We start from the raw sequence: 24,500 nt of genomic DNA, 5'->3' as shown, positions 1-24,500 counted from the left end.
CTCCTCCTACACTGGAGCCCGCACGCGGGAGTGGTGGAATGGCAGACACGCAGGATTTAGGTTCCTGTGCCGAGAGGCGTGAGGGTTCGAGTCCCTCCTTCCGCACGGGATCGGCCGGTACGCTGAGCGCGCTCGCGTGACCGCCGACCGGCCACCGGCCCCTGTCGACTGGAGATCCGTTGAACCACGCCGCCCTCGTCCCCTGGCTCGATCCGGAGACGATCCTGACCTCGTTCGGCCCCTGGGGCGTGCTGGTGGTCTGCCTCATCGTGTTCGCCGAGACCGGGCTGCTGATCGGCTTCCTCTTCCCCGGCGACACGCTGCTGATCATCACGGGCCTGCTGGCCCACGAGAACGCGTCGAACGGCGGCCTCGGCGTCCCCATCTGGCTCATCTGCCTGGCCGTCGGGTTCTCGGCCTTCCTCGGCGGCGAGGTCGGCTACCTGATCGGGCACAAGGCCGGCCCGCGCGTCTTCGAGCGCAAGGAGTCCGGCTTCTTCAGCATCGAGAACGTGAAGCGGACCAACGCGTTCTTCGAGCGCTTCGGCGGCCTCGCTGTGATCCTCGCGCGCTTCGTGCCGATCGTCCGCACCTTCGCGCCGATCGCGGCCGGCGTGGCCCACATGAACTACCGCAAGTACAGCCTCTACAACCTCATCGGCGCCCTGATCTGGGGCAGCGGGGTCACCCTGATCGGGTGGCTGCTCGCCTTCATCCCGCCGGTCGCCGACTTCGTCTCGCACTACATCGACGTGATCCTGATCGGCGCGGTCGTGCTCGCGCTGGTGCCGACGCTCTTCCACTTCTTCCAGCAGCAGCGCAAGGCGAAGCTCGCCGCGGACCCCGAGACCGACTCGACCGAGTCGGCCGCCTACGTGCTCGACGCCGACACCCTGGACGACAAGCACCCGAAGTCCTGACCTCGGCCTCGGCCCCCGCCTCACCCTCCGCCCCGCCTCAGCCTCCGCGAGATGCCACTTCGGTACGCGACACGCCGACGGGCGTGTACCGAAGTGGCATCTCGCGGCGGGGGACAGAGCGAGGAGGGGGCAGGGAGGGGGGCCGAGCGCGGGTCAGAGGCGGGCGGACAGGGCGGCGAGCTCGGCGCGCAGCGCGGTGAACGCGCGGGCACGGTGGCTCCGGGCGTTCTTCTGCTCGGGAGCGAGCTCGGCGGCCGTGAGCGCACCGGCCTCGGGGACGAACACCGGATCGTAACCGTGGCCGTTCCCACCCCGCGGCGCCGTCGCGATCGCGCCGTCCCAGCGCCCCTCGACCACCGTCTCCTGCCCGCCGGGGAGCACGGAGTCCGGTACCACGAGGGCGATCGTGCAGCTGAAGTGCGCACCGCGGTGCTCCGCCTTCACGTCGTGCAGCTGCGCGAGGAGGAGCTCGAGGTTGGCCGTCGCGTCGTGCGCGCGTCCCGACCAGCGGGCCGAGAAGATGCCCGGGGCGCCGCCGAGGACGTCGACGCAGATCCCGGAGTCGTCCGCGAGCGCCACGAGGCCGGTGTGAGCCGCCGCCGCGCGCGCCTTGATCAGCGCGTTCTCGGCGAAGCTCACGCCGTCCTCGACGGGCTCGGGTCCGTCGTAGGCGCGGACGCCGACCCCGGGGAGGGCGCCGGCCAGCATGGCGCGGAACTCCTCCACCTTGCCCGCGTTGTGCGTGGCGAGGACGAGGTCCAGGCTCACGCGCCGGACTCCGCGGCGAGCGCCTCGGCCTGGATCCGCGCGAGGTCGGAGGCGCCGGCGACCGCGAGGTCGAGCAGTGCGTCGAGCTCGCGGCGGTCGAACGGGGCCCCCTCGGCGGTGCCCTGCACCTCGACGAACAGGCCGCGTCCGGTGACCACGACGTTCATGTCGGTCTCGGCGCGCACGTCCTCGACGTAGGCCAGGTCGAGCATCGGCACGCCGTCGATGATGCCGACGGACACCGCCGAGAGGCTGTCGATCAGCGGCTGCGCCTTCTGCCCCACGTACTTCTTGCCGCGCGCCCACTCGATCGCGTCGGCCATCGCCACGTAGGCGCCGGTGATCGCCGCGGTGCGGGTGCCGCCGTCGGCCTGGAGGACGTCGCAGTCGATGACGAGGGTGTTCTCGCCGAGCGCCTTCGTGTCGACCACTGCGCGCAGGCTCCGGCCGATCAGCCGCGAGATCTCGTGCGTGCGCCCGCCGACCTTCCCCTTGACCGACTCGCGGTCCATGCGGGAGTTGGTGGAGCGGGGCAGCATCGCGTACTCGGCGGTGACCCAGCCCTTGCCCTTGCCCTGCAGCCAGCGCGGCACGCCACTGGTGAAGGATGCGGTGCAGAGCACCCTGGTGTTCCCGAACGAGACGAGCGCGGATCCCTCGGCCTGGGTGCTCCAGCCGCGCTCGATCGTCACGGTGCGCAGCTCGTCGGGCGCCCGCCCGTCCTTGCGCAGGGCCTTCGATGCGGTGCTGTCGGTCACTCGGGTCTCCCTCGATCGTGCGGGAGCGCGGCCCGGTCGAGCTCGCGCAGGTTGATGGTGCCGGTCTCGACGAGGTCGACGCTCGAGACCTCCGGGCCGAGGAAGCGGCGGGCGAGGCGGACGAAGTCGCTCGAGCCCGTCTCCTCCCACCGGTAGGTCGGAGGCGCGGCGGAGGTGCGCTGCAGGCCGTGCGCCACGAGAGTCCGGTAGACGTCGAGCGCGGTCTCCTCGGCGCTCGAGACGAGGCGGACGTCCGGCCCCATCACGTACGCGATCGCACCGCGCAGCAGCGGGTAGTGGGTGCAGCCGAGGACGAGTGTGTCGACCCCCGCGGCTTTGAGGGGCGCGAGGTACTCCTCCGCCACCGCGAGCAGCTCGTCGCTCCAGGTGACGCCCGCCTCGACGAACTCGACGAAGCGCGGGCAGGCGGCGGTGAACAGCTGCAGGTCGGGCGCGGCGACGAAGGCGTCGTCGTAGGCGCGGGAGCGGATGGTGCCGACGGTGCCGATCACGCCGACGCGGCGGTTGCGGGTGTCGCGCACGGCGCTGCGGACGGCGGGCTGGATGACCTCGATCACCGGGATGCCGCGGCCGAGCGTGTAGCGCTCGCGGGCGTCGCGCATCATCGCGGCCGAGGCGGTGTTGCAGGCGATGACGAGCAGCTTGGCGCCCTGGTCGACCAGGGTGTCGAGAGTGTCGAGGGCGTAGGCGCGGACGTCGGCGAGCGGCTTGGGCCCGTAGGGCGAGTGCGCGGTGTCGCCGAGGTAGACGATCGACTCGTTCTGCAGCTGGTCGATCACGGAGCGGGCGACGGTGAGCCCGCCGACTCCGGAGTCGAAGATGCCCAGCGGTGCGTCCGTCACGGAGGAACAGCCTACCCGCGCCCTGCGGGCCGGTCCCGGCCGCACGCCGTTCCCGGGCCCGGCGGCGCGCGCAAGCCCCGGAACCCGCGCCTGGGCCGCGCGGGGGCGGCCGTGGAACACTGAGCGGATGGACTCCACGGCCTTCCTCACCGACCGGTACGAGCTCACGATGGTCGAGGGCGCCCTCGGCAGCGGCACCGCCGACCGCCGCTGCATGTTCGAGGTGTTCGCCCGGAGCCTCCCGCCCGGACGCCGCTACGGCGTGCTCGCCGGGACCGGCCGGCTCCTCGAGCTGATCTCCCGCTTCCGCTTCAGCGAGGACGAGCTGTCCTGGCTCCGCGAGAACCGCGTGGTCGACTCCCGCACGCTGGACTGGCTCGCCGACTACCGCTTCCGCGGCGACGTCTGGGGCTACCGCGAGGGCGAGGTCTACCTCCCCGGCTCCCCCGTGCTCATCGTCGAGGCGCCCTTCGCCGACGGCGTGCTGCTGGAGACCCTGGTGCTCAGCGTCCTCAATCACGACAGCGCCGTGGCGAGCGCCGCCGCACGGATGGTCTCGGCCGCCGACGGGCGCCCGCTGGCGGAGATGGGCTCGCGCCGCGCCGGTGAGCGGTCCGCCGTCGCCGCGGCGCGCGCCGCCTACATCGCCGGGTTCGGCGCCTCCTCGAACCTGGAGGCGGGGCGCAGCTTCGGCGTGCCCACGATGGGCACCTCCGCGCACTCCTTCACGCTCCTCCACGACTCGGAGGAGGAGGCGTTCCGCGCACAGGTCGCCGCGCTCGGCCCGGGCACGACCCTCCTGGTGGACACCTACGACGTGACCGCCGCCGTCGACCTGGCGGTCCGCGTCGCGGGCACCGGCCTCGGCGCCGTGCGCATCGACTCCGGCGACCTCCCCCAGCAGGTGGCCGCCGTCCGGCAGCAGCTGGACGCGCTCGGCGCGACCGGCACGCGCATCACCGTCACCAACGACCTCGACGAGTACGGGATCGCCGCGCTCGCGGCCTCACCGGTCGACTCCTACGGCGTCGGCACCTCGGTGGCGACGGGCTCGGGCCACCCGACGGCGGGCATGGTCTACAAGCTGGTCGCGCACGAGGACGATGCGGGCGAGTGGGTCGCGGTGGCGAAGAAGTCGGTCTCGAAGGCGTCGATCGGCGGGCGGAAGGCCGCCGGCCGGCTGCTCTCGGAGGACGGGGTCGCCGAGGCCGAGGTCGTGCACGTGGGCGCCGGTCCCGAGGGTGCCGTCGGCGAGGGCGAGCGGGCGCTGCTCGTCCCCCTGATCGAGGACGGGACGATCCGGCCCGAGCACCTCGGCATCGAGGGAGTGGCGGCCGCCCGCGAGCACCACGCGAACGCCGTCCTCGAGCTGCCGATCGACGCGCTCCGGCTCGGCCGCGGCGAGCCCGTCCTCCCGACCCGCTACGAGTGAGCGAGGCGGGAGCTCACTTCATCTTCGCGTAGATCTCCTTGCACGCCGGGCACACCGGGAACTTCTCCGGGTCGCGGCCCGGGAGCCACTTCTTGCCGCAGAGCGCGCGGACCGGCTTGCCGGTGATGGCGCTCTCGAGGATCTTGTCCTTGGGCACGTAGTGGGAGAAGCGCTCGTGGTCGCCCGGCTCGATGGACTCCTGGTTGAGGAGCTCCTCGAGCTCGCGGTCGAGGGTGGCGGTTCCTCCGCCTCCCTCGAGGGGGTCGGTGCTGCTGTTCTCGGCGCGCGGAATCATGCCGACGATCCTACGCGCGGCAGCTAGCGTCGGAGCTCCGAGGAGAGAAGGAGACTCCATGGACGTGCTGTTCGTGCACGGCGCGCTGGTGCGCGACGGAGGCTGGTGGTGGCGGCGAACCGCCGCCCTGCTCGAGGAGCGGACGGGCGTCCGCAGCCGCGCCCTCGCGCTCCCCTCCTGCGGTGAGTCCCCCGCGGATCCCGAGTCGGAGCCCGGCCTGGCTGCGGACGCCGCAGCACTGCGGGAGGCGCTGGAGGCCGGCGGCCCGACCGTGCTCGTCGGCCACTCGTACGGCGGGACAGTGATCGCCGAGGCGGGCCCCCACCCGGCCGTGGCCGGCCTGCTGCTCGTGTCCTCCTACACCCCCGAGCCCGGGCTCTCCCAGGGCGCGATCATGAGCGGCGAGCCGGACCCTGTCCGCATCGGACTGCTGCCCGACGGCTCGCTGCAGATCGCGGGCTACGACGCGCGGTCCTTCGCCGACCGGTTCCTCCAGGACGGCGACGAGGAGGACCGCGAGGGCGCCTGGCAGCGGGTGACGACGCAGGCCTCGTCCGCCTTCTCCACTCCGACGACGGCGGCGGGCTGGCGGGGCGCCGAGTCGACCTACCTGGTGTGCACCGAGGACCGGAGCACGAGCGTCGGGCTCCAGCGCTCCCACGCCGAGCGGGCGACGCGCTCGGTCGACGTGCCGACCGGCCACCACCCGTTCCTCACGCGCCCGGACCTGGTCGTGGCCGAGCTCGAGGTGCTCCTGGGCCGCTAGTAGCGGCTGGTGAACGCGACCAGCTCGGTCGCGCGGCGCTCGAAGAGCCGGCCGCCGAGGAGCACGCCGAGGGCGAAGACGACCACCGCGCTGCTGAAGCCCACGAGCACGGCGTCCCCCGCCGCCTCCGGGTCGACGAAGAGCGCCCGGACGCCGAGCACCACGGCCGGCGCCGAGAGGAGCAGCCCCAATCCGAACGCGAGGGACTGCGGACCGGCACCGCTGGCTCCGGGGGCCTGGGGCTGCGTGAACGCGCTGTCGCCCGGGCGCGGAGCCGGATAGGCGAGCCGTGCCGAGACGGCGCTGGCGACGCCGGCGGGGACGAGCAGGAGGCAGGTGTTCACCGCGAGCACGACGGGCAGCGCGTCGGGGAGCCCCGAGGTCGCGCTGCTGATCAGCGAGCCGATCACGACGACCGGCACGCCGAGCAGGAGGGTCGGGAAGGCGCGGCCGAGCCGGTCGGACCAGCCGCTGACGCCCGCGGCGACGTGCAGCCAGAACGCCGAGCCGTCGTAGGCGACGTCGTTGTGCAGGAACCAGCCGAGGAACAGCGCGATCAGCGGCACCGGGAGCAGCGAGAGCAGCGGGAAGGGGACTCCGACCACCGCGAGCAGCAGCAGCGCCGCGACGGGCAGCACAGGCACGGCCACCAGCGACGCCTGGTAGCGCGGATCCCGGAGCCAGTACGTGATGCTGCGCGCCGCGATCGCTCCGGTGCGCGTCGAGCCGAGGACGTCGAACCAGCCCAGGCGGAGGCCGCGCGGCGGGCGGTGCGTGCGCTCGGGGCGCCCCGTCAGCAGGCGGACGACGAGCCACCAGAGCACTCCCGCCGCGATGAGCGTCGCCAGGGACAGCAGGAGCGGGCCGAGCGCGTCCCCGGTCCGGGCGGCCGGGGCGATCATCCAGGCCGCACCGAACGGTGTGGCTCCCATCATCGCGCCCCAGCGCTCGAGCACCGGTGTGTCCCCGATGTCGACCAGCGCGGCGGCGCCGAGGGCGGCGGGACCGCCCAGCATCAGCACCAGGCCGAGCACGGCCAGCAGCTCGCGGGCGGTCCGGGAGGGGACGAGTGCGGCGGAGGCGGCGAGGCCGATCCGCGCGAAGAGCGAGGCCGTCGCCACCGCGAGGAGCGGGCCGACCACGGCGAAGGCGCCGGCACCGGGGACGAGCGGCGCGCTCGCGAGCCCGACCACCAGCAGCGCGAGCGTGGGGACCGAGACGAGGCCGGCCAGAGCCAGCGCACCGGCCAGGCGGAGCGGCGGAAGGCCGAAGAGCCGGAACGCCCGCGGGTCCATCGGGTCGAGCGGGCCGAGCAGGAAGGGCAGCACCAGGAAGCCGACGGAGACGAGGCCGCCTGCCGTCACGAGGGCTCCCGCCGAAGCGTCCGAGGAGCGCAGAGCGCCGATCGCCCCGATCAGCAGGGCCGTCACCGCGACGACCACGAGCACGCCCAGGACGGCGCCGGCCGAGCGCGCGGGCCCTGAGCGGAACGCGCCCAGGAGGACGTCGATCCTCAGCCGGAGAAGTCGTGCAGCCACTGCAGCCCCTCGGCGATCTGCTTGCCGCCCGCGAGCTCGAGGAAGCGCTCCTCCAGCGTCGCGGTGCCGGCGACCTCCGCGACCGTCCCGGAGGCGAGCACGCGCCCGCCGACGATCACGGCCACGTCGTCGCAGACGCGCTCGATGAAGTCGAGCCCGTGGCTGGAGAGGACGACGGTGCCGCCGCCCTCGACGAAGCGGCGCAGCACGGTGATGACGGCGGCCGAGGAGACCGGGTCCACCGACTCGAACGGCTCGTCGAGGACCAGCACGCGCGGAGCGTGGATCATCGCCGCCGCGAGGGCGACCTTCTTCGCCATCCCCGCGGAGTAGTCCGAGATCAGGCGCTCCAGCGCGTCGGAGAGGCCGAGCGCCTCGCCCAGCTCGACCGTGCGCTGCTTCGCGGTAGTGAGGTCGATGCCGCGCAGCGCGGCGGAGTAGGCGAGGAACTGCGCGCCGGTGAGCCGGTCGAACAGCCGGAGGCGGTCGGGCAGGACGCCGATCAGCGGCTTCGCGGCCGACGGGTCCTTCCAGACGTCGACGCCGTGCACGAGCACGCGGCCGGTGTCGGGCCGCAGCAGGCCCGTCATCATCGAGAGCGTGGTGGTCTTGCCCGCGCCGTTCGGGCCGATGATCCCGTAGAAGGTCCCCGCACGGACGGCCAGGTCGATGCGGTCGACCGCCACCGTCCTCCCGAAGGTCCGGGTCAGCTGGTGCAGCTCGAAGACGACGGGCGAGGCGCCGTCCGGATCCGCGGCACCCTCAGCGGGCTCGGCGTTCGTCACGGACGTCATCCGGCTACGGTACCAACTCGTCCGGGGGCCCCCGGCGCCCGCGCCGACACCCGGCGACACGGCGAGAGGTCAACCACTCTGGCCCCGGGGGGCGTGAACTGTACACTAGGTCTCTACCCGAGGAGTCGACCAGATCGAGACGCAGCGGTTAATTCGAGGAGAACACACGATGATGCACACAGGTTCGACGAGCAGCAGCCCCGCCACCGTCGTCATCCTCGCCGCAGGGATGGGCAGCCGGCTCGGCCGCTCCCTCCCCAAGCCGCTCACGCCGCTCAGCGACGGGCGCACGATCATGCAGCAGCAGTTCGACAACATCCACCACGCCTTCGGCGCGAAGATCCCGGTGAGCATCGTCGTCGGCTACAAGCTCGAGCACATCATCGAGGCCTTCCCCTCGGCGACGTTCGTCTACAACGAGCAGTACGACCAGACGAACACCTCCAAGAGCCTCCTCCGCGCGCTGCAGGCGAGCGGGCAGGGCGGCGTCCTCTGGATGAACGGCGACGTCGTCTTCGACCCGCGCATCCTCGACCGGGCGGCCGCGCTCATCGCGAAGGACGTCTCCTTCGTCACCGTCAACACCTCGAAGGTGTCGGACGAGGAGGTCAAGTACACGACGAGCGCCGAGGGCTTCATCCAGGAGCTCTCCAAGACGGTGCGCGGCGGCCTCGGCGAGGCGGTCGGGATCAACTACGTGTCCGCCTCCGACAAGGCCGCGCTGGTGCGCCAGCTCGCCCGGGTCGACGCCCAGGACTACTTCGAGCGTGGCATAGAGTTGGCGATCGAGCAGGACCGCCTGCTCGTCGAGCCGATGGACATCTCCGACCTCTACGCCGTCGAGGTGGACTTCGCCGAGGACCTCGAGCGCGCGAACCTCTTCGTCTGACGCTCCCCTCCCCGGCTCGAGCGGAGCCGACGGGAGGAGTCGCGCAGTGAGCACGGCCGACACCCTCGCGACCGAGACGGCCCTGCGCCACCGGCGCTCCCGGGCCTGGCGCTACCGCCACTCCCTCTGGCTCCTCACGAAGCGCGACCTCACCGTCCGCTACGCCACGAGCGCGCTCGGCTACGTCTGGTCGGTGCTCGACCCGCTCGTCATGTCGGGCATCTACTTCTTCGTCTTCACCGTCGTCTTCCAGCGGACCGTCGGCGAGGACCCGTACATCGTCTTCCTGCTCGCGGGCCTGCTGCCCTGGATGTGGTTCAACCAGGCGACCTCCGACGCGACCCGCGCGTTCCTCCGCGAGGCGAAGCTGGTGCGGTCGACGTCGATCCCGCGGACCATCTGGGTCGGCCGGATCGTGCTCTCGAAGGGCATCGAGTTCGTGGCGAGCCTGCCGGTGCTGGTGCTCTTCGCCGTGATCGCCGGCGCGCACCTGACCTGGGCGGCGCTGCTGTTCCCCGTGGCGATCCTCCTGCAGGCACTGCTCACGCTCGGCGTGGGCCTGCTGGTGGCTCCGCTCGTGGTGTTCTTCCGCGATCTGGAGCGGGCCGTGAAGCTCGTGCTCCGGTTCCTCTTCTACGCGTCGCCGATCATCTACTCCACGGCCAACCTGCCGGAGCAGATCCGGCCGCTCGCGGCGCTCAATCCGCTCAGCGGGATCTTCGCCCTCTACCGCTCCGCGTTCTTCGAGAGCGAGCTCGACGTCCCGCTCATCCTCGCCTCCGCGGGGATCTCGGTGCTCGTGCTGGTGCTGGGCCTCGTCGTCTTCCGCCGCTCCGAGCGCGCCGTGCTGAAGGAGCTGTGATGGCCGACGCCCCGGTGGTCATCGAGTGCCGCGGCCTCGGGATCCGCTTCCGCCGCAACCGGCGGGGCCGCCGCTCCTTCAAGGACCTCTTCGCCGGCCGCTCCCGCCGCTCGCGGCCCGGGGAGTTCTGGGCGCTGCGCGGGCTCGACGTGCAGGTGCGGGCGGGCGAGGCGATCGGCGTCGTCGGCCGGAACGGTCAGGGCAAGTCGACGCTGCTCAAGCTCGTCGCCGGCGTGGTGCTGCCGGACGAGGGTGCGGTGGAGGTGCGCGGGGGCGTCGCTCCGCTCATCGAGATCACCGGCGGCTTCGTGGCCGACCTGAGCGTCCGCGAGAACGTCTACCTGACCGCGGGCCTCCACGGGATGTCCAAGCGCGAGGTCGACGCCCGCTTCGACTCGATCATCGAGTTCGCCGAGATCGGCGACTTCCTGGACACCCCCTACAAGCACCTCTCGAGCGGGATGAAGGTGCGCATCGCCTTCTCCGTCGTGTCGCGGCTCGAGGAGCCGATCATCCTGGTGGACGAGGTGCTCGCAGTCGGCGACAGGGCGTTCCGCGAGAAGTGCTACGCGCGGATCGAGGAGCTCCTCGCCTCCGGCCGGACCCTCTTCTTCGTCTCGCACAACGAGCGCGACCTCCGCCGCTTCTGCACCCGCGGCCTCTACCTGGACAAGGGCCGACTGGTGCTGGACGCGCCGATCGAGGAGGTGCTCGCGCGTTACGCTGAGGACTACGCGCCGACACCGCGGAGCAGCACGGCGCCGGCCGAGGGCCCGCCCGTCCAGGGCACCGTCTCCGACGACTGACCCCTCCCGCACGCGGCGCCCGAGGACGCAGGAGTGCACGACATGGCCCAGAAGGACCGCAAGCGCGAGCGCGCCGTGGAGAGGGCCGGCGAGGTGGAGCAGGCCGACGGCTCCGAGAACGCGCAGCTGGCGAAGCTGCTCGACCGGCTCCTCGCGGTGCAGCGCCCGGCCGTGCTGGCGAACATCCGTCTGCTGCGGCGCCGGCGTCCCGGTGCGACTCCGGAGCAGATCATCACCTCGCTCGAGCGGCAGTACCTCTCGAGCGTGGCCGCGGGAGGCGCGGCGATCGGAGCGACCGCCGTCGTCCCCGGCATCGGCACGGCCGCCTCGGTGGCCCTCTCCGGCGCGGGAGCGGCGGGGTTCCTGGAGGCGAGCGCGCTCTTCGCGCAGTCGGTGACGGAGGTGCACGGGATCCCGCTCGAGGACCCGGACCGCGCTCGGGCCCTCGTGCTCACGCTGATGATGGGCTCCTCCGGCAGCGAGATGGTGCGCCAGGTGGCCGGGCAGGCCGTCGGCGGGGGCAGCGGCCTCAACCAGTACTGGGGCTCGGTGGTCACGAAGGGCCTGCCGTCCTTCCTCGTGGGCGAGCTGGCCGACCGCGCGAAGAAGTCCTTCGCCAAGCACTTCCTCGCCCAGCAGGGCGCGGGGCTCATCGGCCGCGCGATGCCGTTCGGGATCGGAGCGGCACTGGGCGGCGTCGGCAACGCGATGCTCGGCCGCAAGGTGATCCAGAGCGCGCGCGACGCCTTCGGGCCGGCACCGCAGGCGTTCGGCAACACCCTCGTGCTGGAACCGACGCGCGCCGAGCGGAAGGCGCTGGCCGCCGCGCCGGCCGAGCCGCTGGCGCTGTTCGTCCGCGACTACGGCGGAACGGGCGAGCGGACGGCGCTCCTCCTCCACGGCCTCGGCTCCGACTCCCGGATCTGGTACGCCCTGGTCCCCGCACTGCACGAGCACGGCTACCGCGTGGTGGCCCCCGACCTCGCCGGTCACGGCGGCTCCCCCGCGTCGCCCGTGTACTCGCCGGAGCGCTGGGCGTCGGACGTCCGCGCCTCGGTGCTGCAGACCCCCGACCTCGTCATCGGCCACGGCCTCGGAGCCGTCGTCGCCGCCCGGCTCGCTCCGGACTACCGGGCCGATCAGCTGATCCTGCTCGACCCCGCGTTCTCCGACGCCCGCGGTCTGACGAGCGCGCTCCACCGCGGCGGCTCGGTCGCGCACGTCGAGAAGGGCGACGCCGACTCCCTCCGCCACCGCCACCCGATCTGGACGGACGAGCAGATCGAGCTCGACGTGTCGGCCCACGCCCTCTGGGAGCAGGACTCCGCCGACGGGCTGACGGCGCGGGGTGCGGCCGAGGCCCCCGAGACGTTCCCCGTGCCGACGCTCGCCGTGCTGCCGGAGGACCCGCTGGGCCACGGCTCGCTGGGCGGCGTTCTCGCCGGCCGCGGCGTCGAGGTGCGGACCGTGCCGGGGGGCGGAGCGTCGATCCTCCGCGAGGACCGGGCGGCGCTGATCGCGGCTCTGGACGACCGGCTCTAGACCGAGACCCGCACAGTGAAGGCTGAGCGGTCGATCGACGGCGCTCGAGCGCGGACGGGGGCGCTCAGCCTTCGTTGCGGAGGCTCGCGGGCCCGCCGAGCGGCATCCCGAGCATCGTGCGGACGAGTCCACTGTCGTCGCGGTCCTCGCCGATCACGCGGAGGCCAGTCTTCTCGGCGACGCACCTCGAGGCGGCGTTGTCCGGGTGCACGAGCGCCACGAGTCGTCCCGCGAGGCGGTGGGCGAGCGCGAGGTCGCGGCAGGCCGCAGCCGCCTCGGTGGCGTAGCCGCGGCCCTGCAGGCGGGCCCGCACGTGGTAGCCGACCTCGAGCTCGTTGCCGCCGTCGACGCGCTGCCAGGTCAGACCGCAGTCGCCGACGAACTCGCCGTCGAGGGTCTCGACGATCCACAGCCCGAAACCGTGCTCCCGGTAGTTCTGCCGGTTCCACTCGATCCAGGCGGCCGCCTGTTCGCGGTCCTTCGGCGCGGGGTAGTACCGCATCACGACCGGGTCGCCGAGCAGGTCCGCCATCGCGGGAAGGTCCTCAACGGCCATCTCACGGAAGCGCAGCCGGGCGGTGGCGGCGGGGATCATCGGATCAGGCTACTCGGCCTGCGACTGCCGAGCGGGCGACCGGGACCGTCGTCGAGCGCTCGATCGATCCGCCGCCCCCGCGCCCTACTTCTTCGCCTTGGCGGCGGCCTTCGCGGCCTGCTTGGTGGCGCGGACCTTCGTCAGCGACTCCGGCGAGACGATGTCGGCGACCGAGCGGAAGGAGTCCTCCTCGCCGTACGCGCCGGCGGCCTCGCGCCAGCCCTCGCCCGTGAACCCGCGCTGCTTGCCGAGCAGGGCGAGGAAGATCCGCGCCTTCTGCTCGCCGAAGCCGGGCAGCGCCTTCAGGCGGGCGAGCACCGTGCGTCCGTCGGGGTCCTCGCGCGTCCAGAGGGCCGCGGCGTCGCCGTCCCAGTCGTCGACGAGAGCACGGCAGAGGACCTGCACGCGGCCCGCCATGTTCGCCGGATAGCGGTGGATCGCCGGCGGCGTCCGGCAGAGCTCCGAGAACGCGTCCTCGTCGAAGCCGGCGATCGACGCGGCGTCGAAGGAGGCGCCCTCGGCCTCGAGGCGCTCCTCGATCTTGCGGGGCCCGGAGAAGGCCGTCTCCATCGCGACCTGCTGGTCGAGGAGCATCCCGATCAGCAGGGCCAGCGGGTCGCGGCTGAGCAGCGCGTCGGCGTCGGGATCGTCGGTGATGTGCAGGGCGGAATCGCGGGTCATCCTCCAGGGATACCACGGACGGCCCCGGCGGCGAGCGCGCGGACGGTCCGGTCGACGAGGTCCAGCGCCGAAGCGAGCTCGAGGTCGCTGACGTGCCCGTAGCCGAGGACCAGCGCCTCGGTCGCAGCCCGTCCCGACAGGGCGTACTCGTGCAGGGTGGCGACGAGCAGTCCCTCCCGGAGCAGCGCGGCCGCGACGGCGTGCGCGTCCAGAGGCGCGGGCAGGGAGAGGACGACGTGCAGACCCCCGTCGAGTCCGCTCGCGCGCCCCCACGGCGCCGACTCCGCGAAGGCGCGGACCAGCTCGCGGCGGTGGGCGTAGCGCCGTCTCGAACGGGTGAGGTGCCTCCGGAACGCCCCGCTCGCCATGAACTGCGCGAGTGCCGCCTGCGTCGGACCCGAGGCGGAGGCGTCCTTCTCGTCGTCGAGCCCGGCCAGTGCACCGCGCAGCCAGGACGCCTGCGGAACGGCGAGGTAGGCGATGCGGAGCCACGGCGAGACGGTCTTCGAGAACGACCCGACGTGGGCGACTCCGCCGCCGGAGTCCAGCGAGGCGAGCGCGGGCAGCGGGGCGCCGACGTAGCGGAACTCGCTGTCGTAGTCGTCCTCCACCACGAGCAGGGGGCCGGCCGACGCGCGGCGCACCAGCTCCAGGCGCTCGGCCAGCGCGAGCCTGCCGCCGGTCGGGTACTGGTGCGACGGAGTCACGACGACCAGGTCCGCGCCGGAACTCGCGAGGGCGTCGAGGTCGAGGCCGTCCCCGCGCACCGGGACGCCGACGACCTCGTGCCCGTCGGCGCGCAGGCGGCGCCGGACCGCCGGATAGCCGGGGTCCTCGACGGCGACGCGCACCTCGCGTCCGAGCGAGGCCGAGGCGGCGCGGGCGAGGAGCGCGACGGCACCCGCGGTACCGCTGGTCACCACCACGTCGGACGCCCGGACGTCGACGCCGCGGGACCGGCGCAACTGCTCCGCGATCTGCTCCCGCAGGGCCGGGTCCCCGGAACCCCGAGGAGGCGCCGAGGGCGGCGAGGCGAGTGCCAGGCGCCAGGCGGCCCGCCACTCCGGGGTGTCGAGGGCGCGGGTGTCCGGCCTGCCGGGCCGCAGGTCCGCCGCAGCGGGCGGGGCGACGGTCTCCCGGGACTCGGGCCGCGGCTCGTGCGGCGCCGGCGCCAGCAGTCCGTCGGAGGCGACCGTCACCGCCGCGCGCGGGTGGGCGACGAGGTAGCCCTCCCCCACCAGCTGGTCCACGGCGGCGACGACCGATCCTCGCGAGACACCGAGCCGCTCGGCGAGCACGCGGCTCGACGGGATCGGGTCCCCCGCCCGGTAGCGCCCGTCCAGCACCGCCTGGCGCAGCGCCTCGGCGAGCGCGGCGCGGACCGAGCCGCGCGGCGTCGGCCCGAGCAGCAGCGGGATCTCCAGGTCGCCCGACGCCATCGACCGCTCCGCTCTGGACCACTCCGATCGCGGCCCAGTGGCATCCTGGCAGATCCAGTCGGCGCGGGACGATTCCGACATGGACAGTCTCCCCGTCACCGACCGCACCCGCGTCTCCCGCCTCCGCGACCGCCAGCGCACCGATCCCGCCGAGCTGCACGCCCTGCTCGACGAGGCGCTGATCGCCCACGTCTCCGTCGTGCGGGACGGCGCTGCGATCGTGCTGCCGATCCTGTTCGCCCGCGACGGCGACTCCCTCCTGTTGCACGGGTCTAGCGGCGGCGGACTGCTGCGGGAGGCGGCGAGGCACTCGCTCCTCACCGCCTCGGTCACGCTGGTCGACGGCCTGGTCGTCGCCCGCTCCACCTTCGACAGCTCGATGAACTACCGCTCGGCGATGGTGATCGGCCGCGCCGAGGCGCTGGAGGGCGAGGAGAAGGCGAGGGCCCTCGACCTGCTGGTGGCGCGCCTCCTGCCGGGGCGCGACGAGGAGGTGCGGCCGAGCACCGCCCGCGAGATCGCGGCGACGCTGGTGCTGCGCCTCCCCCTGGCCGAGGCGAGCCTGAAGGTGCGCGCGCACGGAGCGGGCGACGAGCCCGAGGCAGGGGTCTGGGCGGGCGTCGTGCCGCTGGTCACCCGCACACTCATGCCGGTGCCGGCGGAGGAGGGCGTCGTGGTCCCGGAGTCGGTCCGCCGCTTCACCGCCGCGGTCGACGGCGCGGTGCCGCCCTGGCGCTGAGCGGACCGGCCGTCGCGGTGCGGTCCGCTACTTGGCGTCCTGGCGGGGGAAGACGACCTTCTGCACGACGATGATCACCGACGCCGCGACCGGGATCGCGACCAGGGCGCCGAGCACGCCCGCGATGGTGCCGCCCGCGACCGCCGCGATCACGACGACCGCACCGGGGACCGAGACGGCCTTGTTCATGATGCGGGGGCTGAGGAGGTACGCCTCGACCTGCATGTAGACGAGGTAGTAGATCGCGGCGACCAGCGCGGTCAGCGGCGAGGCCAGGAGGCAGGCGAGCGAGATGATCACGGCGCCCGAGAGCGTGCCGACCAGCGGGATCAAGGAGCCGAGGAACGCGACGCAGGCCAGCAGCGCCGGCACCGGGGCGCCGATCGAGAGCAGCAGGATGAACGTGAGCACCCCGTTCACCCCGGCCAGCGAGACCTGGCCGACCACGTAGCGGCCCACGGCGCCGGTGATCTCGTCGCCGACCTCGTGCGCCTTCGCGCGGTGCGAGGCGGGGGCGAAGCGGTAGGCGACGGCCTTCATCGAGCGCAGCGACGCGAGGAAGTACAGCGTCAGGATCAGCACGATGACGGCGCCGGTCACGCCGCTGGCGATCCCGGTCCCGACCGCGATCAGTCCGCCGCCGAGCGAGAGCAGGTTGTTGGGGTTGCCGATGAAGCTCTGGACGCTCTCGATCAGCTCATCGATGTCGATCACGCCGCGCAGCTGCTGCTCGAGGTCGAGCACCCACTGCTGCGAGGCGATGTCGGTGACGATCTGCGGAGCGCTCGTGACGAACATCGTCAGCTGCTCGACCAGGATCGGGATGATGTAGACCAGCAGACCGGCGAAGATCAGCACCACCGCGGCGAACACCGCCGTGATCGCCAGCGGCCGCGGCAGGCGCTTGCTCTCGAGCCAGGAGACCAGCGGATCGAGGCCGAGCGCGAAGAACAGCGCCACGAAGATGTAGGTCAGCACCGTGCCCAGCTGCACGACGAGGCCGCCCAGGACGAGCGCCACCAGCACGCCCAGCGCGCCGAACAGCCCGATGCGGAAGGAGCGGATCGTGAAGACCGGCTTCTCCGGGTCGGCGGAGACCACGATGTCCGGCTCGACCGCGGGCTGGGCGGGTGCCGACCGGCGCCGGCGGGAGCGGGCGAAGGCGCGCGGGGTCATCATGGGACGAGCGTAGCGGGGCGCCGGGAGGCCGCCCGGCGACCGAGCCCACCCTTGACGCGGCGGTCCGGGCAGTGCTCCCGCCCGCTCAGCCCTCCGGATCGTGGTCGTCGACCGCGCCGTCGCCCCGGTGCAGAGCGGCGTGCCGCTCCCACTCCGCGAGCAGGTGCTCGATCGCCGCGTGGAAGCGCCGCGTCGCCGCTCCGGGGGACGTGTCGCCGAAGTAGCGGTGCACCCAGCGCTCCAGCCGCTCGACCGACTCCGGATCGTGCTCGGCGCTGTCGATCCGCGCGACGATCGCGGAGGCGTCCTCGGCGCGCAGCCACTCCGCGTCGCCGAGGTAGCCGCTCTCGTCGACCTCCGCCTCGGCGCTGACGGGCCGGGTGACCAGCAGGGGGCGCCCCGTGGCCAGCCGGTCGTAGACCATCGCCGAGACGTCGAGGATCGCGAGGTCGGCGGCGGCGAGCTGCCAGCCGAGCTCGGCACCGGTGTCGTGCACGTGGCCGGCGCGCGGATCGGCGGCGTTGGCAGCGGTGATCATCGCGACGATCGCCCGGTCGGCCGCGGCGTAGTCGGAGTCGACCGCCCCGCTGCGGGGATGCGGGCGGTAGACGAGCCGGAACCGCGGGTCGGCCAGGAGCCCGCGCACGAGGTCCGTGCCGTGGCTCCGGATCGAGCCGTAACCCGCAGCGGGGCGGTCGCCCTCCCAGGTCGGCGCGTAGAGCACCACGCGCCGCTCGTCGGGCGTGAGCGGCACGGCGCCGGCGAAGTGGTCGGCCTGCGGGCGGCCGATGGCGAGGGCGCGCTTGTCGAAGTCGTAGTCCCAGAGCACGCGGTGCAGCCGGGCGAGGGCGGCGTCCCCGGCGATCAAGCTGTAGTCGTACGCCTTGAACTGGTTCGTCGTCATGTACATCTTGTCGCTCTCGCCGTGGTTGACGAAAACGTGCCAGCGGCGCCCGTAGCGCATCATCTGGAAGTTGCGGGCGTTCTGGTTGACGTAGAGCACGATCCTCAGCGGCTGGCTCGCGATGGTGCTCTCGAGGTCGGCGACGGAGCGGACGTAGGCGACGGGGACCGGGCTCTCGTGCAGCAGCACCTCCGCGGCGCCGGCGTTGCGGCTGAGCAGGACGACCGGGTGCGTCAGCGCCAGCTCGGCCAGCGGTCGGTACCACTGCCGCAGCTGGTACAGGTTGATGTCGCCGTCGGCGAAGTAGACCCCGATCTCGAAGCGGCCCTCGGGCAGCGGCCCGCGCTCCGCGAGCAGCCGGGCCACCGCGTGGCGGGCCCGGCGGGCCGCGAGCAGCTCGCCGCCCACCTTGCGCGCGAGTCGCGCGTCGGTGCGGAGGCGGGCGAGCAGGGCACGGGGAGCGGGAGTCATCCGCTCCAGGGTACCGGCGACGGCTCCCGCGCCGGGGGCGTCCGGCGGGCCGATCAGGCCGGGGTCACCCTCAGCCAGACGAACTGCAGCGGAGCGAGACGGAAGCCCTCGCGCAGGTCGACCGCGATCTCGGTGACCAGGTCGACCGCCTCCGCGGCGAACCCTCCGAACCGCTCGGCCGCGACCTCCTGGACCTCGTCCGACACGTTCGCGAGAACCAGCACCGACTCCCCGTCGCCGGGGCGCTGGTAGCCGAGCACGTGGTCGTTGACCGGGTCGAAGACGCTCAGCGCGGTGCCGGCGAACATCGGCACGGCCTTGCGCACGGCGATCAGGTGCAGGAGCCCGCCGAAGACCTCGCTCGCGGCCGTCCCCGGGACCTCGCGCTCCTCGTAGCGCTCCGCGGGGCGGCGCGGCCGGTTGACCCAGCGCGAGTCGCCGGCCGTCGTCGGGTCGTCGAGGTAGCCGTGGTCGTTGAGCTGGCCGACCTCGTCGCCGAGGTAGAGCAGCGGCAGCCCGCCGGTGCTCAGGGCGATCGAGTGCGCGAGCAGCACGCGGTCGATCCCGTAGGCGTCGCCCGCCTCCACTCCGGCGAGGGACGCGGTCGTGCCCGAGACGCGGCGGTCGCCGGTGCGCGGGTTCTCCTGGAACGGGACTCCGCGGGCGAAGGTGCCGTCGAACCGGTCGGTGTAGAAGTCGTTGAGGAAGCGGCGGTGGCCGGCGGCGTCGATCCCGAGCTCGGCGGCGTCCTCGTCGGCGAAGGTCCAGCCGATGTCGTCGTGCCCGCGCACGTAGTTGACCCAGGCCGTGCCCTCGGGGAGGGCGTGCCGGCGCTCGAGCGCCTGCGCGAGGAGGCGGACGTCGCGGGTGGCGAGCGCCTCCCAGGTGAGCGCCATCTGCAGCGGGTTGTACGAGAGCTGGCACTCCTCGACGTCGATGTACTCGATCACCTCGTCGGGGTGCACGATCGCCTCCGACTTGAACAGCAGCGCCGGAGCGGCCAGGCGGCAGACCTCGTTGAACGCGCGCAGCAGCAGGTGCGCCTGAGGCTGCGACTCGCAGGTGGTGCCGAGCTCCTTCCAGATGAACGCGACCGCGTCCATCCGCAGGGCGTCGACCCCCTGGTTGGCGAGGAAGAGCATCTCGCCCGCCATCGCCCGGAACACCTCGGGGTTGGAGTAGTTCAGGTCCCACTGGTAGCGGTGGAACGTCGTCCAGACCCAGCGGCCGTCCTCCAGCTGGACGAAGGAGCCGGGGTGGTCCTCCGGGAAGATCTCGCGCGTCGTGCGCTCGAAGGCGTCGGGCTGCTCCCGATCCGGGTAGATCCAGTAGTAGTCCTCGAAGCGCTGCTCGCCGGCGAGCGCGCGCTGCGCCCACTCGTGCTCGTTCGAGGTGTGGTTGAAGACGAAGTCGACCACGAGCGCGATGCCCTGCTCGCGCAGCTCGGAGGCCAGCCCGCGGAGCTGCTCCATGTCGCCGAGGTCCGGGCGCACACGCCGGTAGCTCGAGACCGCGTACCCTCCGTCCGATTCGCCCTCGGGCGCGTCGAAGAGCGGCATCAGGTGCAGGTAGTTCAGCCCGATCTCGCGGAAGTACGGGATCTCGGCGCGCAGCCCCTCGAGGTCGCCGGCGTAGCGGTCGACGTAGCAGACGCCGCCCAGCGCCTTGTTCGAGAGGAACCACGTCGGGTGCTGCTCGCGAGTGCGGTCGAGCGCGCGGAGCTCCTCGGGCCGCTCCTCCCAGGAGGCGGCGGCGAGCTCGACGATCGCGACCAGCTGGTCCTCGAGGTCGTCGCGGCCGGCGTACACCGTGGCGAGCAGATCGACCAGGCGCGGGAGGTGCTCGTCGAGGCGGCCGGAGAACTCGTCGTCGACGGCGCCGAGGCGCTCGCGGACCGCCGTGAGGAGGTCCGGTCCGGCAGGGGTCGCCTCCGCCTCGGCGCGCTCGGGCGGGGAGAGCTGGGTCGAATCGAACACCGTCGTCCTTTCGGGGGCCCCGGCGGGGGCGGATTCCCCGATGCTAGACGATCGGCGGACGCCCGGCGAACGCCATCCGGAGCACCGTCCGAGCCGAGAGGACGCGCCGGCCGCCCGGATCCGAGCGCCATCCCTCCCGCCAGCCGGCGAACCAGGCGCGCAGGGCGGACGGGTCGCGACGCCAGCGGAGGCACTGGATCGCGGTCCAGGACCCCACGTAGACGAGCGCCAGAGGCGCCGCGAGGTTGCGGCGGGCGAGCCAGACGCGGTTGCGCGCGTTCAGCCGGTAGTAGTCGGCGTGGCGGGTCGGCTGGATGACCGGGTGCTGGGCGACGAGCTCTCCCGCGTACCAGGCGGTGCGTCCGGTGTCCCAGACCCGCCAGGCCAGCTCGATGCCCTCATGGGCGTAGAAGAAGGGAGCCGCCCAGCCGCCCGTCCGGGTGAACACGTCGCGCCGCAGCACGACCGCTCCCTCCCAGACCGAGAAGACGGGGCCGGAGCGGCGGGGGTCGCCCTTGAGGATGCGCGGGATCCAGCGCCGCGGGCTCGGCGTGCCGTCCGTGCTGTCGACGCGGGGCTGGACCAGGCCGATGCGGCGGTTCGAGGCGAGCAGCGCGACCGCGTGGACGAGGAAGCGCGGGGACGGGATCCGGGCGTCGTCGTCGAGGAAGAAGAGATACTCCCCCGTGACGGCGTCGACTCCGGCGTTCCGGCCGGCCGGGATGCCGAGGTTCTCGGGGAGCGCCAGGGCCCGCACTCCCTCGGGCAGGCCGTCCGGCTCCCAGCCGTTGCCGACGCAGACGACGTCGAGGTCGACGCCCTCCTGCGCGAGGACGCCGGCCAGCCCCGCGGCGAGGTCGTCGGGCCGGGTCCCCTGCGTCAGGACGACGACGCCGACCCGGGGCTCAGGAGCGGACACGCTTGGAGGCCATGATCGCGACGAAGTGGCCGGCCAGAGCGAGGAGGGCGAGCGGCAGCAGCGCCCCCACGAGGACCCGGTCGGCCGTTCCCGCTCCGACGACGAGGCCCACGAGCGCTGCCGCGAAGGCCAGCATCGTCAGCTCGACGGAGTGGTAGAGGCGGTGGAAGGGCAGGAAGCGGGCCGCCCGGCGCAGGCTCGCCAGTCCGGACGAGGACGGCACGGCCTCGCCTTTCGTGTCGGCCAGCTTCGTGAGCCCGGCGTTCGCGCGCGCCACGTGCACCATGTCGTTGAGCGCCTTGTTGAGGACGATCACCAGGGCCAGGGCGAAGCCGATCGTCGTCCAGAGGAAGTCCGCCGGCGCCTCGAACGGGAGGCCCGCCGCCCGCAGCCCGAGCGCGATCGGGATCAGCGCCTCGGTCGTGTAGTGCCCGACCTTGTCGAGGAACACGCCCGCCGGCGAGGACGTGCGACGCCAGCGCGCGACCTCGCCGTCGCAGCAGTCCACCAGCATCTGCAGCTGGCCGAGGAGCAGCGCCAGCGCGGCTCCGGCGATCCCGGGGATCAGGAGGGCGGCCGCCGCGCTCCAGCCGACCAGGATCATCAGCCCGGTGACGCCGTTCGCCGAGATCGAGGTCTTCAGCAGCAGCCAGGTCAGGTACGGCGAGAAGCGGCGCAGGTAGAGCGACGCGGTCCAGTGCTCGGCGTTGCGGCGCCCGCGCACCTCCGGCGGCTGCGCGACGGCGCGCAGCTCGGCGATGGAGCGGGGTCTCGTCGTCGTGGTCATGCGCCCCTCGGCGAGTCGGACCGCGGCTGGTGGCGGTGGGCGGAGATGTTGCTGGTCAGCCCGGCGAAGCCGAGCACGAAGCCGGTCCCCCAGGCCACGTGGACCGCCGGGATGACCACGGCGAACCACAGCATCGCACGCGCGCCGTCCGGCCGCGCGACCACGAGGGTGGCCGCCGCGACCAGGAGGAGGTAGGCGACGGGCACCGCGAACCCGAGCAGGAGCCACGGTGCGGCTCCGGCGAGCGCCTGGACGACTCCCGCCAGCCCGACGATCAGCCCGACGGCGAGCATCGCGACGAGCACGGGCGGGGCGAAGTAGCGCAGTGACCGCGAGGCCGGGAACATCCGGGTCAGCTCGCCGCGCCACATCCCGGTCGAGAGGAACTGCCGGAGCAGGGCGCGCATCGAGGGCCGAGGCCGGTAGGTGACGGTGAGCCGCGGAGTGAACCAGACGACCTCGCCGCGCTCGCGCAGCCGCCGGTTCAGCTCCCAGTCCTGCCCGCGCTTGAAGCGCTCGTCGAACAGTCCGGCGCGCTCGAGGGCGGAGCGGCGGAAGACGCCGAGGTAGACCGTGTCGGCCGGGCCCTCCTCGCCGCCGACGTGGTGCGGTGTGCCGCCCAGGCCGATGCGCGAGCCGTACGCCCGGGCGACCGCGCGCTGGAACGGGGTGAGCCCCTCCGCCGCCATCACCCCGCCCACGTTCGCCGCTCCGGAGCGCTGCAGCGCCTCGACGGCCGTGCGCGCGTACTCGGGCGGCAGGACGGAGTGCGCGTCGACGCGGACGACGACCGGGTGGCGCGAGGCGCGGATCGCGGCGTTGAGGCCCGCAGGAGTGGAGCCGACCTCGTTCGGCACGACGCGGATCCGCGGATCGGCCGCGCTCAGCTCGGCGACGAGCTCCTCCGTGCCGTCGATGCTCGGGGCGACGGCGAGGACGACGTCGAAGGGGCCGGCGTAGTCCTGGTGCAGCAGCGAGTCGACCGCGGCGCGCACGTGCGCGACCTCGTTGAGGACGGGCATGACGTAGGAGACGCCGGGCAGGTCGGAGAGGTCGTCTTCCGGGATCTCGGGCTGCATGGGTCCAGTTCGTGCGGGAGGAGCGCGGGCGCAGGGATCCACCACCCTACCAGCGGGGACCGCCCCGCCCCGGGGCCCGGCCCGGACGCGGAACAGCCCCCGGGGACGGATCCTCGAGGGGCTGTGCGCGGTGGCCGAGCACAGCCCCCCGGGGACGGATCCTCGAGGGGCTGTGCGCGGTGGCGGAGGATCAGCCGGCGGCCATCTGGCCCAGCGTCGCCTTCGCCTGGTAGCTCTGGCCGTTGCGGACGTAGGTCAGCTCGACCGCGGCGTTCGCGGCCTGCGCGCGGACCTGCGCGGTGAGGTCGGACGCGCTCGTGATCGGAGTGCTGTCGATCGCGGTGATGATGTCGCCCTTGGCGAGACCGGCCGCCTGCGCGGCACCGCCTCCGGAGACCTCCTCGATGCGGGCGCCGAGGACGTCCGCGGTCGAGTCCGAGACGCTCGCGCCGAGCAGGCCGTGCGAGGCCGAGCCGTTCGCGATGATCTCCTTCGCGATGCGCTCCGCGATCGCGCTGGGGATCGCGAACCCGACTCCGATGTTGCCGGACTGGCCGCTCGAGGAGGACTGGCCGGCGCTCGCGATCGCGACGTTCACGCCGATCAGCTCGCCGTCGCTGTCGAGCAGCGCGCCGCCCGAGTTGCCCGGGTTGATCGCCGCGTCCGTCTGGATGACGGGCAGCGAGATGGTGCTCTTCGCCTGGGTCGGCGCCTGCTGGCCCGGGATGTCGAAGTTGAACGGGCTCTCGGTGCCGCCGCTCGAGCTGTCGCCCGAGTCGTCCGGAGCCGCCGAGGAGGCGACCTGGATGCTGCGGTTGAGCGCGCTGACGATGCCGTCGGTCACGGTGCCGGAGAGGCCGAGCGGGGCGCCGATGGCGACCGCCGTGTCGCCGACGTTGATCTTGGTGGAGTCCGCGAACGTCATCGGGCTGAGGTCGGTCGCGCCGGTCAGCTTGATGACGGCGAGGTCGAGGGTCGGGTCCGTGCCCACGACGGTCGCGTCGAAGATCCGGCCGTCGCTGGTGGTGACCGACACGGTGCCGTTCGCGATCTCGCCGTCGAGGGTGACCACGTGGGTGTTGGTCAGGACGTAGCCGTCCTTCGAGAGCACGATGCCGGAGCCGGTGCCGGCGGACGAACTGCCGCTCACCGCGATGGTGACGACGCTCGGAGTGGCCTTGGCGGCGACTGCAGTGGCGGTCGTCGCGTCCTCGGCGTTGTTGACCGTGATCGTCTGGGAGCCGCCGGCGGAGACCACGCGGGTCCCGCCGCCGTTGGAGGCGGACCAGAGGCCGAACACGCCGGCTCCCGCGACTCCGCCGACGACCGCGCCGATGGCGAGCGCCGCGACGACGCCCACTCCGGCTCGGCGCTTCGTGGCGGTGGGGGCGGGGGTGTACTCGGCGCCGGGGCCGAGGAGGCCGGCGCCCGCCGCGGCGCGGGACCAGGATCCGGGAATGCTCACGTGCCCAGTGTGCCCGCTCGGGGCGTCCGGCCG

The 24,500-nt window shown here is 73.2% G+C and carries 24 protein-coding genes and 1 tRNA gene; 9 read left to right on the top strand and 16 right to left on the bottom strand.

Annotation, left to right across the window (positions count from 1 at the left end; all coding sequences use genetic code 11):
* The first annotated feature begins 24 nt into the window (after nt 1–24).
* Together C5C24_RS03260 and C5C24_RS03255 are read left to right on the top strand one after the other, a co-directional pair.
* Nucleotides 25–105, top strand: a tRNA-Leu gene (locus tag C5C24_RS03260).
* Nucleotides 106–179: 74 nt separating this feature from the next.
* Nucleotides 180–920: a DedA family protein gene (locus C5C24_RS03255; protein ID WP_104304295.1), complete on the top strand. Its 741-nt coding sequence runs from the start codon at nt 180–182 to the stop codon at nt 918–920.
* 153 nt (nt 921–1,073) lie between these two features.
* On the opposite strand, the gene rdgB is transcribed toward C5C24_RS03255, so the two are convergent.
* Genes rdgB through murI form a run of 3 tightly spaced genes read right to left on the bottom strand, consistent with a single transcriptional unit; the run spans nt 1,074 to nt 3,309 of the window.
* Nucleotides 1,074–1,688 (bottom strand): RdgB/HAM1 family non-canonical purine NTP pyrophosphatase, encoded by a 615-nt coding sequence (rdgB, locus tag C5C24_RS03250; protein ID WP_104280731.1) that lies wholly within the window; start codon nt 1,686–1,688, stop codon nt 1,074–1,076.
* Nucleotides 1,685–2,446 carry a ribonuclease PH gene (rph, locus tag C5C24_RS03245; RefSeq protein WP_104277627.1) on the bottom strand — a complete coding sequence of 254 codons (762 nt, stop codon included), beginning with the start codon at nt 2,444–2,446 and terminating at the stop codon, nt 1,685–1,687. Before rph ends, rdgB begins: the two co-directional genes overlap by 4 nt.
* The gene (gene murI, locus C5C24_RS03240; protein ID WP_104223566.1) at nt 2,443–3,309 is read right to left on the bottom strand and encodes a glutamate racemase; all 867 of its coding nucleotides are present in this window, start codon (nt 3,307–3,309) and stop codon (nt 2,443–2,445) included. Before murI ends, rph begins: the two co-directional genes overlap by 4 nt.
* 127 nt (nt 3,310–3,436) lie before the next feature.
* Here murI and C5C24_RS03235 point away from each other — a divergent pair, with 127 nt between their 5' ends.
* Nucleotides 3,437–4,741: a nicotinate phosphoribosyltransferase gene (locus C5C24_RS03235; RefSeq protein ID WP_104304294.1), complete on the top strand. Its 1,305-nt coding sequence runs from the start codon at nt 3,437–3,439 to the stop codon at nt 4,739–4,741.
* Nucleotides 4,742–4,754: 13 nt separating this feature from the next.
* Here the strand turns inward: C5C24_RS03235 and C5C24_RS03230 are convergent, their stop codons facing one another.
* Complete coding sequence (locus C5C24_RS03230) at nt 4,755–5,036, bottom strand: DUF3039 domain-containing protein (protein ID WP_104277629.1); 282 nt, start codon at nt 5,034–5,036, stop codon at nt 4,755–4,757.
* Nucleotides 5,037–5,094: 58 nt separating this feature from the next.
* On the opposite strand from C5C24_RS03230, the gene C5C24_RS03225 reads away from it, so the two are divergent.
* On the top strand, nt 5,095–5,802 hold the full coding sequence (locus tag C5C24_RS03225) for an alpha/beta hydrolase (RefSeq protein WP_104304293.1): 708 nt from the start codon (nt 5,095–5,097) through the stop codon (nt 5,800–5,802).
* Here the strand turns inward: C5C24_RS03225 and C5C24_RS03220 are convergent.
* Together C5C24_RS03220 and C5C24_RS03215 are read right to left on the bottom strand one after the other, a co-directional pair.
* Nucleotides 5,799–7,340 (bottom strand): ABC transporter permease, encoded by a 1,542-nt coding sequence (locus C5C24_RS03220; protein WP_104304292.1) that lies wholly within the window; start codon nt 7,338–7,340, stop codon nt 5,799–5,801. The two genes, C5C24_RS03225 and C5C24_RS03220, sit on opposite strands and share 4 nt — an antisense overlap.
* On the bottom strand, nt 7,316–8,134 hold the full coding sequence (locus C5C24_RS03215; RefSeq protein ID WP_104304291.1) for an ABC transporter ATP-binding protein: 819 nt from the start codon (nt 8,132–8,134) through the stop codon (nt 7,316–7,318). The genes C5C24_RS03220 and C5C24_RS03215 overlap by 25 nt, the downstream gene beginning before the upstream one ends.
* 172 nt (nt 8,135–8,306) lie before the next feature.
* Here C5C24_RS03215 and C5C24_RS03210 point away from each other — a divergent pair, with 172 nt between their 5' ends.
* The 4 genes from C5C24_RS03210 to C5C24_RS03195 are packed head-to-tail and all read left to right on the top strand — an operon-like array spanning nt 8,307 to nt 12,233.
* Nucleotides 8,307–9,023, top strand: coding sequence for an NTP transferase domain-containing protein (locus C5C24_RS03210; protein WP_104280829.1), 717 nt, complete (start codon nt 8,307–8,309; stop codon nt 9,021–9,023).
* A 46-nt stretch (nt 9,024–9,069) separates the two neighbouring features.
* Entirely contained in the window at nt 9,070–9,885 is an 816-nt protein-coding gene (locus C5C24_RS03205; RefSeq protein WP_374954064.1) for an ABC transporter permease, read from the top strand.
* Complete coding sequence (locus C5C24_RS03200; protein ID WP_104223571.1) at nt 9,885–10,691, top strand: ABC transporter ATP-binding protein; 807 nt, start codon at nt 9,885–9,887, stop codon at nt 10,689–10,691. The genes C5C24_RS03205 and C5C24_RS03200 overlap by 1 nt, the downstream gene beginning before the upstream one ends.
* Nucleotides 10,692–10,733: 42 nt before the next feature.
* Nucleotides 10,734–12,233, top strand: a complete 1,500-nt coding sequence (locus tag C5C24_RS03195; protein ID WP_104304290.1) for an alpha/beta fold hydrolase — start codon at nt 10,734–10,736, stop codon at nt 12,231–12,233.
* Nucleotides 12,234–12,297: 64 nt separating this feature from the next.
* Here the strand turns inward: C5C24_RS03195 and C5C24_RS03190 are convergent, their stop codons facing one another.
* The 3 genes from C5C24_RS03190 to C5C24_RS03180 form a co-directional block, all read right to left on the bottom strand.
* Nucleotides 12,298–12,828 (bottom strand): GNAT family N-acetyltransferase, encoded by a 531-nt coding sequence (locus tag C5C24_RS03190; RefSeq protein WP_104280735.1) that lies wholly within the window; start codon nt 12,826–12,828, stop codon nt 12,298–12,300.
* 84 nt (nt 12,829–12,912) lie between these two features.
* Nucleotides 12,913–13,509 carry an HhH-GPD-type base excision DNA repair protein gene (locus C5C24_RS03185; protein WP_104280736.1) on the bottom strand — a complete coding sequence of 199 codons (597 nt, stop codon included), beginning with the start codon at nt 13,507–13,509 and terminating at the stop codon, nt 12,913–12,915.
* On the bottom strand, nt 13,506–14,948 hold the full coding sequence (locus tag C5C24_RS03180; RefSeq protein WP_181135470.1) for a PLP-dependent aminotransferase family protein: 1,443 nt from the start codon (nt 14,946–14,948) through the stop codon (nt 13,506–13,508). The genes C5C24_RS03185 and C5C24_RS03180 overlap by 4 nt, the downstream gene beginning before the upstream one ends.
* Nucleotides 14,949–15,027: 79 nt before the next feature.
* On the opposite strand from C5C24_RS03180, the gene C5C24_RS03175 reads away from it, so the two are divergent.
* Nucleotides 15,028–15,687 (top strand): pyridoxamine 5'-phosphate oxidase family protein, encoded by a 660-nt coding sequence (locus C5C24_RS03175; protein WP_104304288.1) that lies wholly within the window; start codon nt 15,028–15,030, stop codon nt 15,685–15,687.
* Between the two features lie 27 nt (nt 15,688–15,714).
* Here C5C24_RS03175 and C5C24_RS03170 read toward each other — a convergent pair whose 3' ends face one another.
* The 7 genes from C5C24_RS03170 to C5C24_RS03140 form a co-directional block, all read right to left on the bottom strand.
* Nucleotides 15,715–16,866 (bottom strand): AI-2E family transporter, encoded by a 1,152-nt coding sequence (locus tag C5C24_RS03170; RefSeq protein WP_244229611.1) that lies wholly within the window; start codon nt 16,864–16,866, stop codon nt 15,715–15,717.
* Nucleotides 16,867–16,951: 85 nt separating this feature from the next.
* Entirely contained in the window at nt 16,952–18,241 is a 1,290-nt protein-coding gene (locus C5C24_RS03165) for a hypothetical protein (protein WP_181135469.1), read from the bottom strand.
* A gap of 53 nt (nt 18,242–18,294) precedes the next feature.
* Nucleotides 18,295–20,217: an amylosucrase gene (locus C5C24_RS03160; RefSeq protein ID WP_104304287.1), complete on the bottom strand. Its 1,923-nt coding sequence runs from the start codon at nt 20,215–20,217 to the stop codon at nt 18,295–18,297.
* A gap of 43 nt (nt 20,218–20,260) precedes the next feature.
* Complete coding sequence (locus tag C5C24_RS03155; protein WP_104304286.1) at nt 20,261–21,136, bottom strand: glycosyltransferase family 2 protein; 876 nt, start codon at nt 21,134–21,136, stop codon at nt 20,261–20,263.
* Nucleotides 21,123–21,923, bottom strand: a complete 801-nt coding sequence (locus C5C24_RS03150; protein ID WP_104277640.1) for a CDP-alcohol phosphatidyltransferase family protein — start codon at nt 21,921–21,923, stop codon at nt 21,123–21,125. The genes C5C24_RS03155 and C5C24_RS03150 overlap by 14 nt, the downstream gene beginning before the upstream one ends.
* Nucleotides 21,920–23,002 carry a glycosyltransferase family 2 protein gene (locus tag C5C24_RS03145; protein WP_181135468.1) on the bottom strand — a complete coding sequence of 361 codons (1,083 nt, stop codon included), beginning with the start codon at nt 23,000–23,002 and terminating at the stop codon, nt 21,920–21,922. The genes C5C24_RS03150 and C5C24_RS03145 overlap by 4 nt, the downstream gene beginning before the upstream one ends.
* Before the next feature lie 190 nt (nt 23,003–23,192).
* A complete protein-coding gene (locus tag C5C24_RS03140; protein WP_308470808.1) occupies nt 23,193–24,467 on the bottom strand; it encodes a trypsin-like peptidase domain-containing protein in 1,275 nt (424 codons plus the stop codon).
* Between the last annotated feature and the right edge of the window lie 33 nt (nt 24,468–24,500).

The sequence above is a fragment of the Rathayibacter sp. AY2B3 genome (assembly GCF_002931755.1).
In the GTDB taxonomy this organism is placed as follows: domain Bacteria; phylum Actinomycetota; class Actinomycetes; order Actinomycetales; family Microbacteriaceae; genus Rathayibacter.
This window is presented reverse-complemented; position numbering and strand designations above follow the sequence as displayed.

Bases quoted from the DNA above. Each gene is read 5' to 3' on its own strand.
- C5C24_RS03235 (WP_104304294.1), top strand. From the start codon at position 3,437: ATGGACTCCACGGCCTTCCTCACCGACCGGTACGAGCTCACGATGGTC.
- C5C24_RS03230 (WP_104277629.1), bottom strand. From the start codon at position 5,036: ATGATTCCGCGCGCCGAGAACAGCAGCACCGACCCCCTCGAGGGAGGC.
- C5C24_RS03225 (WP_104304293.1), top strand. From the start codon at position 5,095: ATGGACGTGCTGTTCGTGCACGGCGCGCTGGTGCGCGACGGAGGCTGG.
- C5C24_RS03215 (WP_104304291.1), bottom strand. From the start codon at position 8,134: ATGACGTCCGTGACGAACGCCGAGCCCGCTGAGGGTGCCGCGGATCCG.
- C5C24_RS03210 (WP_104280829.1), top strand. From the start codon at position 8,307: ATGCACACAGGTTCGACGAGCAGCAGCCCCGCCACCGTCGTCATCCTC.
- C5C24_RS03200 (WP_104223571.1), top strand. From the start codon at position 9,885: ATGGCCGACGCCCCGGTGGTCATCGAGTGCCGCGGCCTCGGGATCCGC.
- C5C24_RS03195 (WP_104304290.1), top strand. From the start codon at position 10,734: ATGGCCCAGAAGGACCGCAAGCGCGAGCGCGCCGTGGAGAGGGCCGGC.
- C5C24_RS03190 (WP_104280735.1), bottom strand. From the start codon at position 12,828: ATGATCCCCGCCGCCACCGCCCGGCTGCGCTTCCGTGAGATGGCCGTT.
- C5C24_RS03185 (WP_104280736.1), bottom strand. From the start codon at position 13,509: ATGACCCGCGATTCCGCCCTGCACATCACCGACGATCCCGACGCCGAC.
- C5C24_RS03180 (WP_181135470.1), bottom strand. From the start codon at position 14,948: ATGGCGTCGGGCGACCTGGAGATCCCGCTGCTGCTCGGGCCGACGCCG.
- C5C24_RS03175 (WP_104304288.1), top strand. From the start codon at position 15,028: ATGGACAGTCTCCCCGTCACCGACCGCACCCGCGTCTCCCGCCTCCGC.
- C5C24_RS03170 (WP_244229611.1), bottom strand. From the start codon at position 16,866: ATGATGACCCCGCGCGCCTTCGCCCGCTCCCGCCGGCGCCGGTCGGCA.
- C5C24_RS03165 (WP_181135469.1), bottom strand. From the start codon at position 18,241: ATGACTCCCGCTCCCCGTGCCCTGCTCGCCCGCCTCCGCACCGACGCG.
- C5C24_RS03150 (WP_104277640.1), bottom strand. From the start codon at position 21,923: ATGACCACGACGACGAGACCCCGCTCCATCGCCGAGCTGCGCGCCGTC.
- C5C24_RS03145 (WP_181135468.1), bottom strand. From the start codon at position 23,002: ATGCAGCCCGAGATCCCGGAAGACGACCTCTCCGACCTGCCCGGCGTC.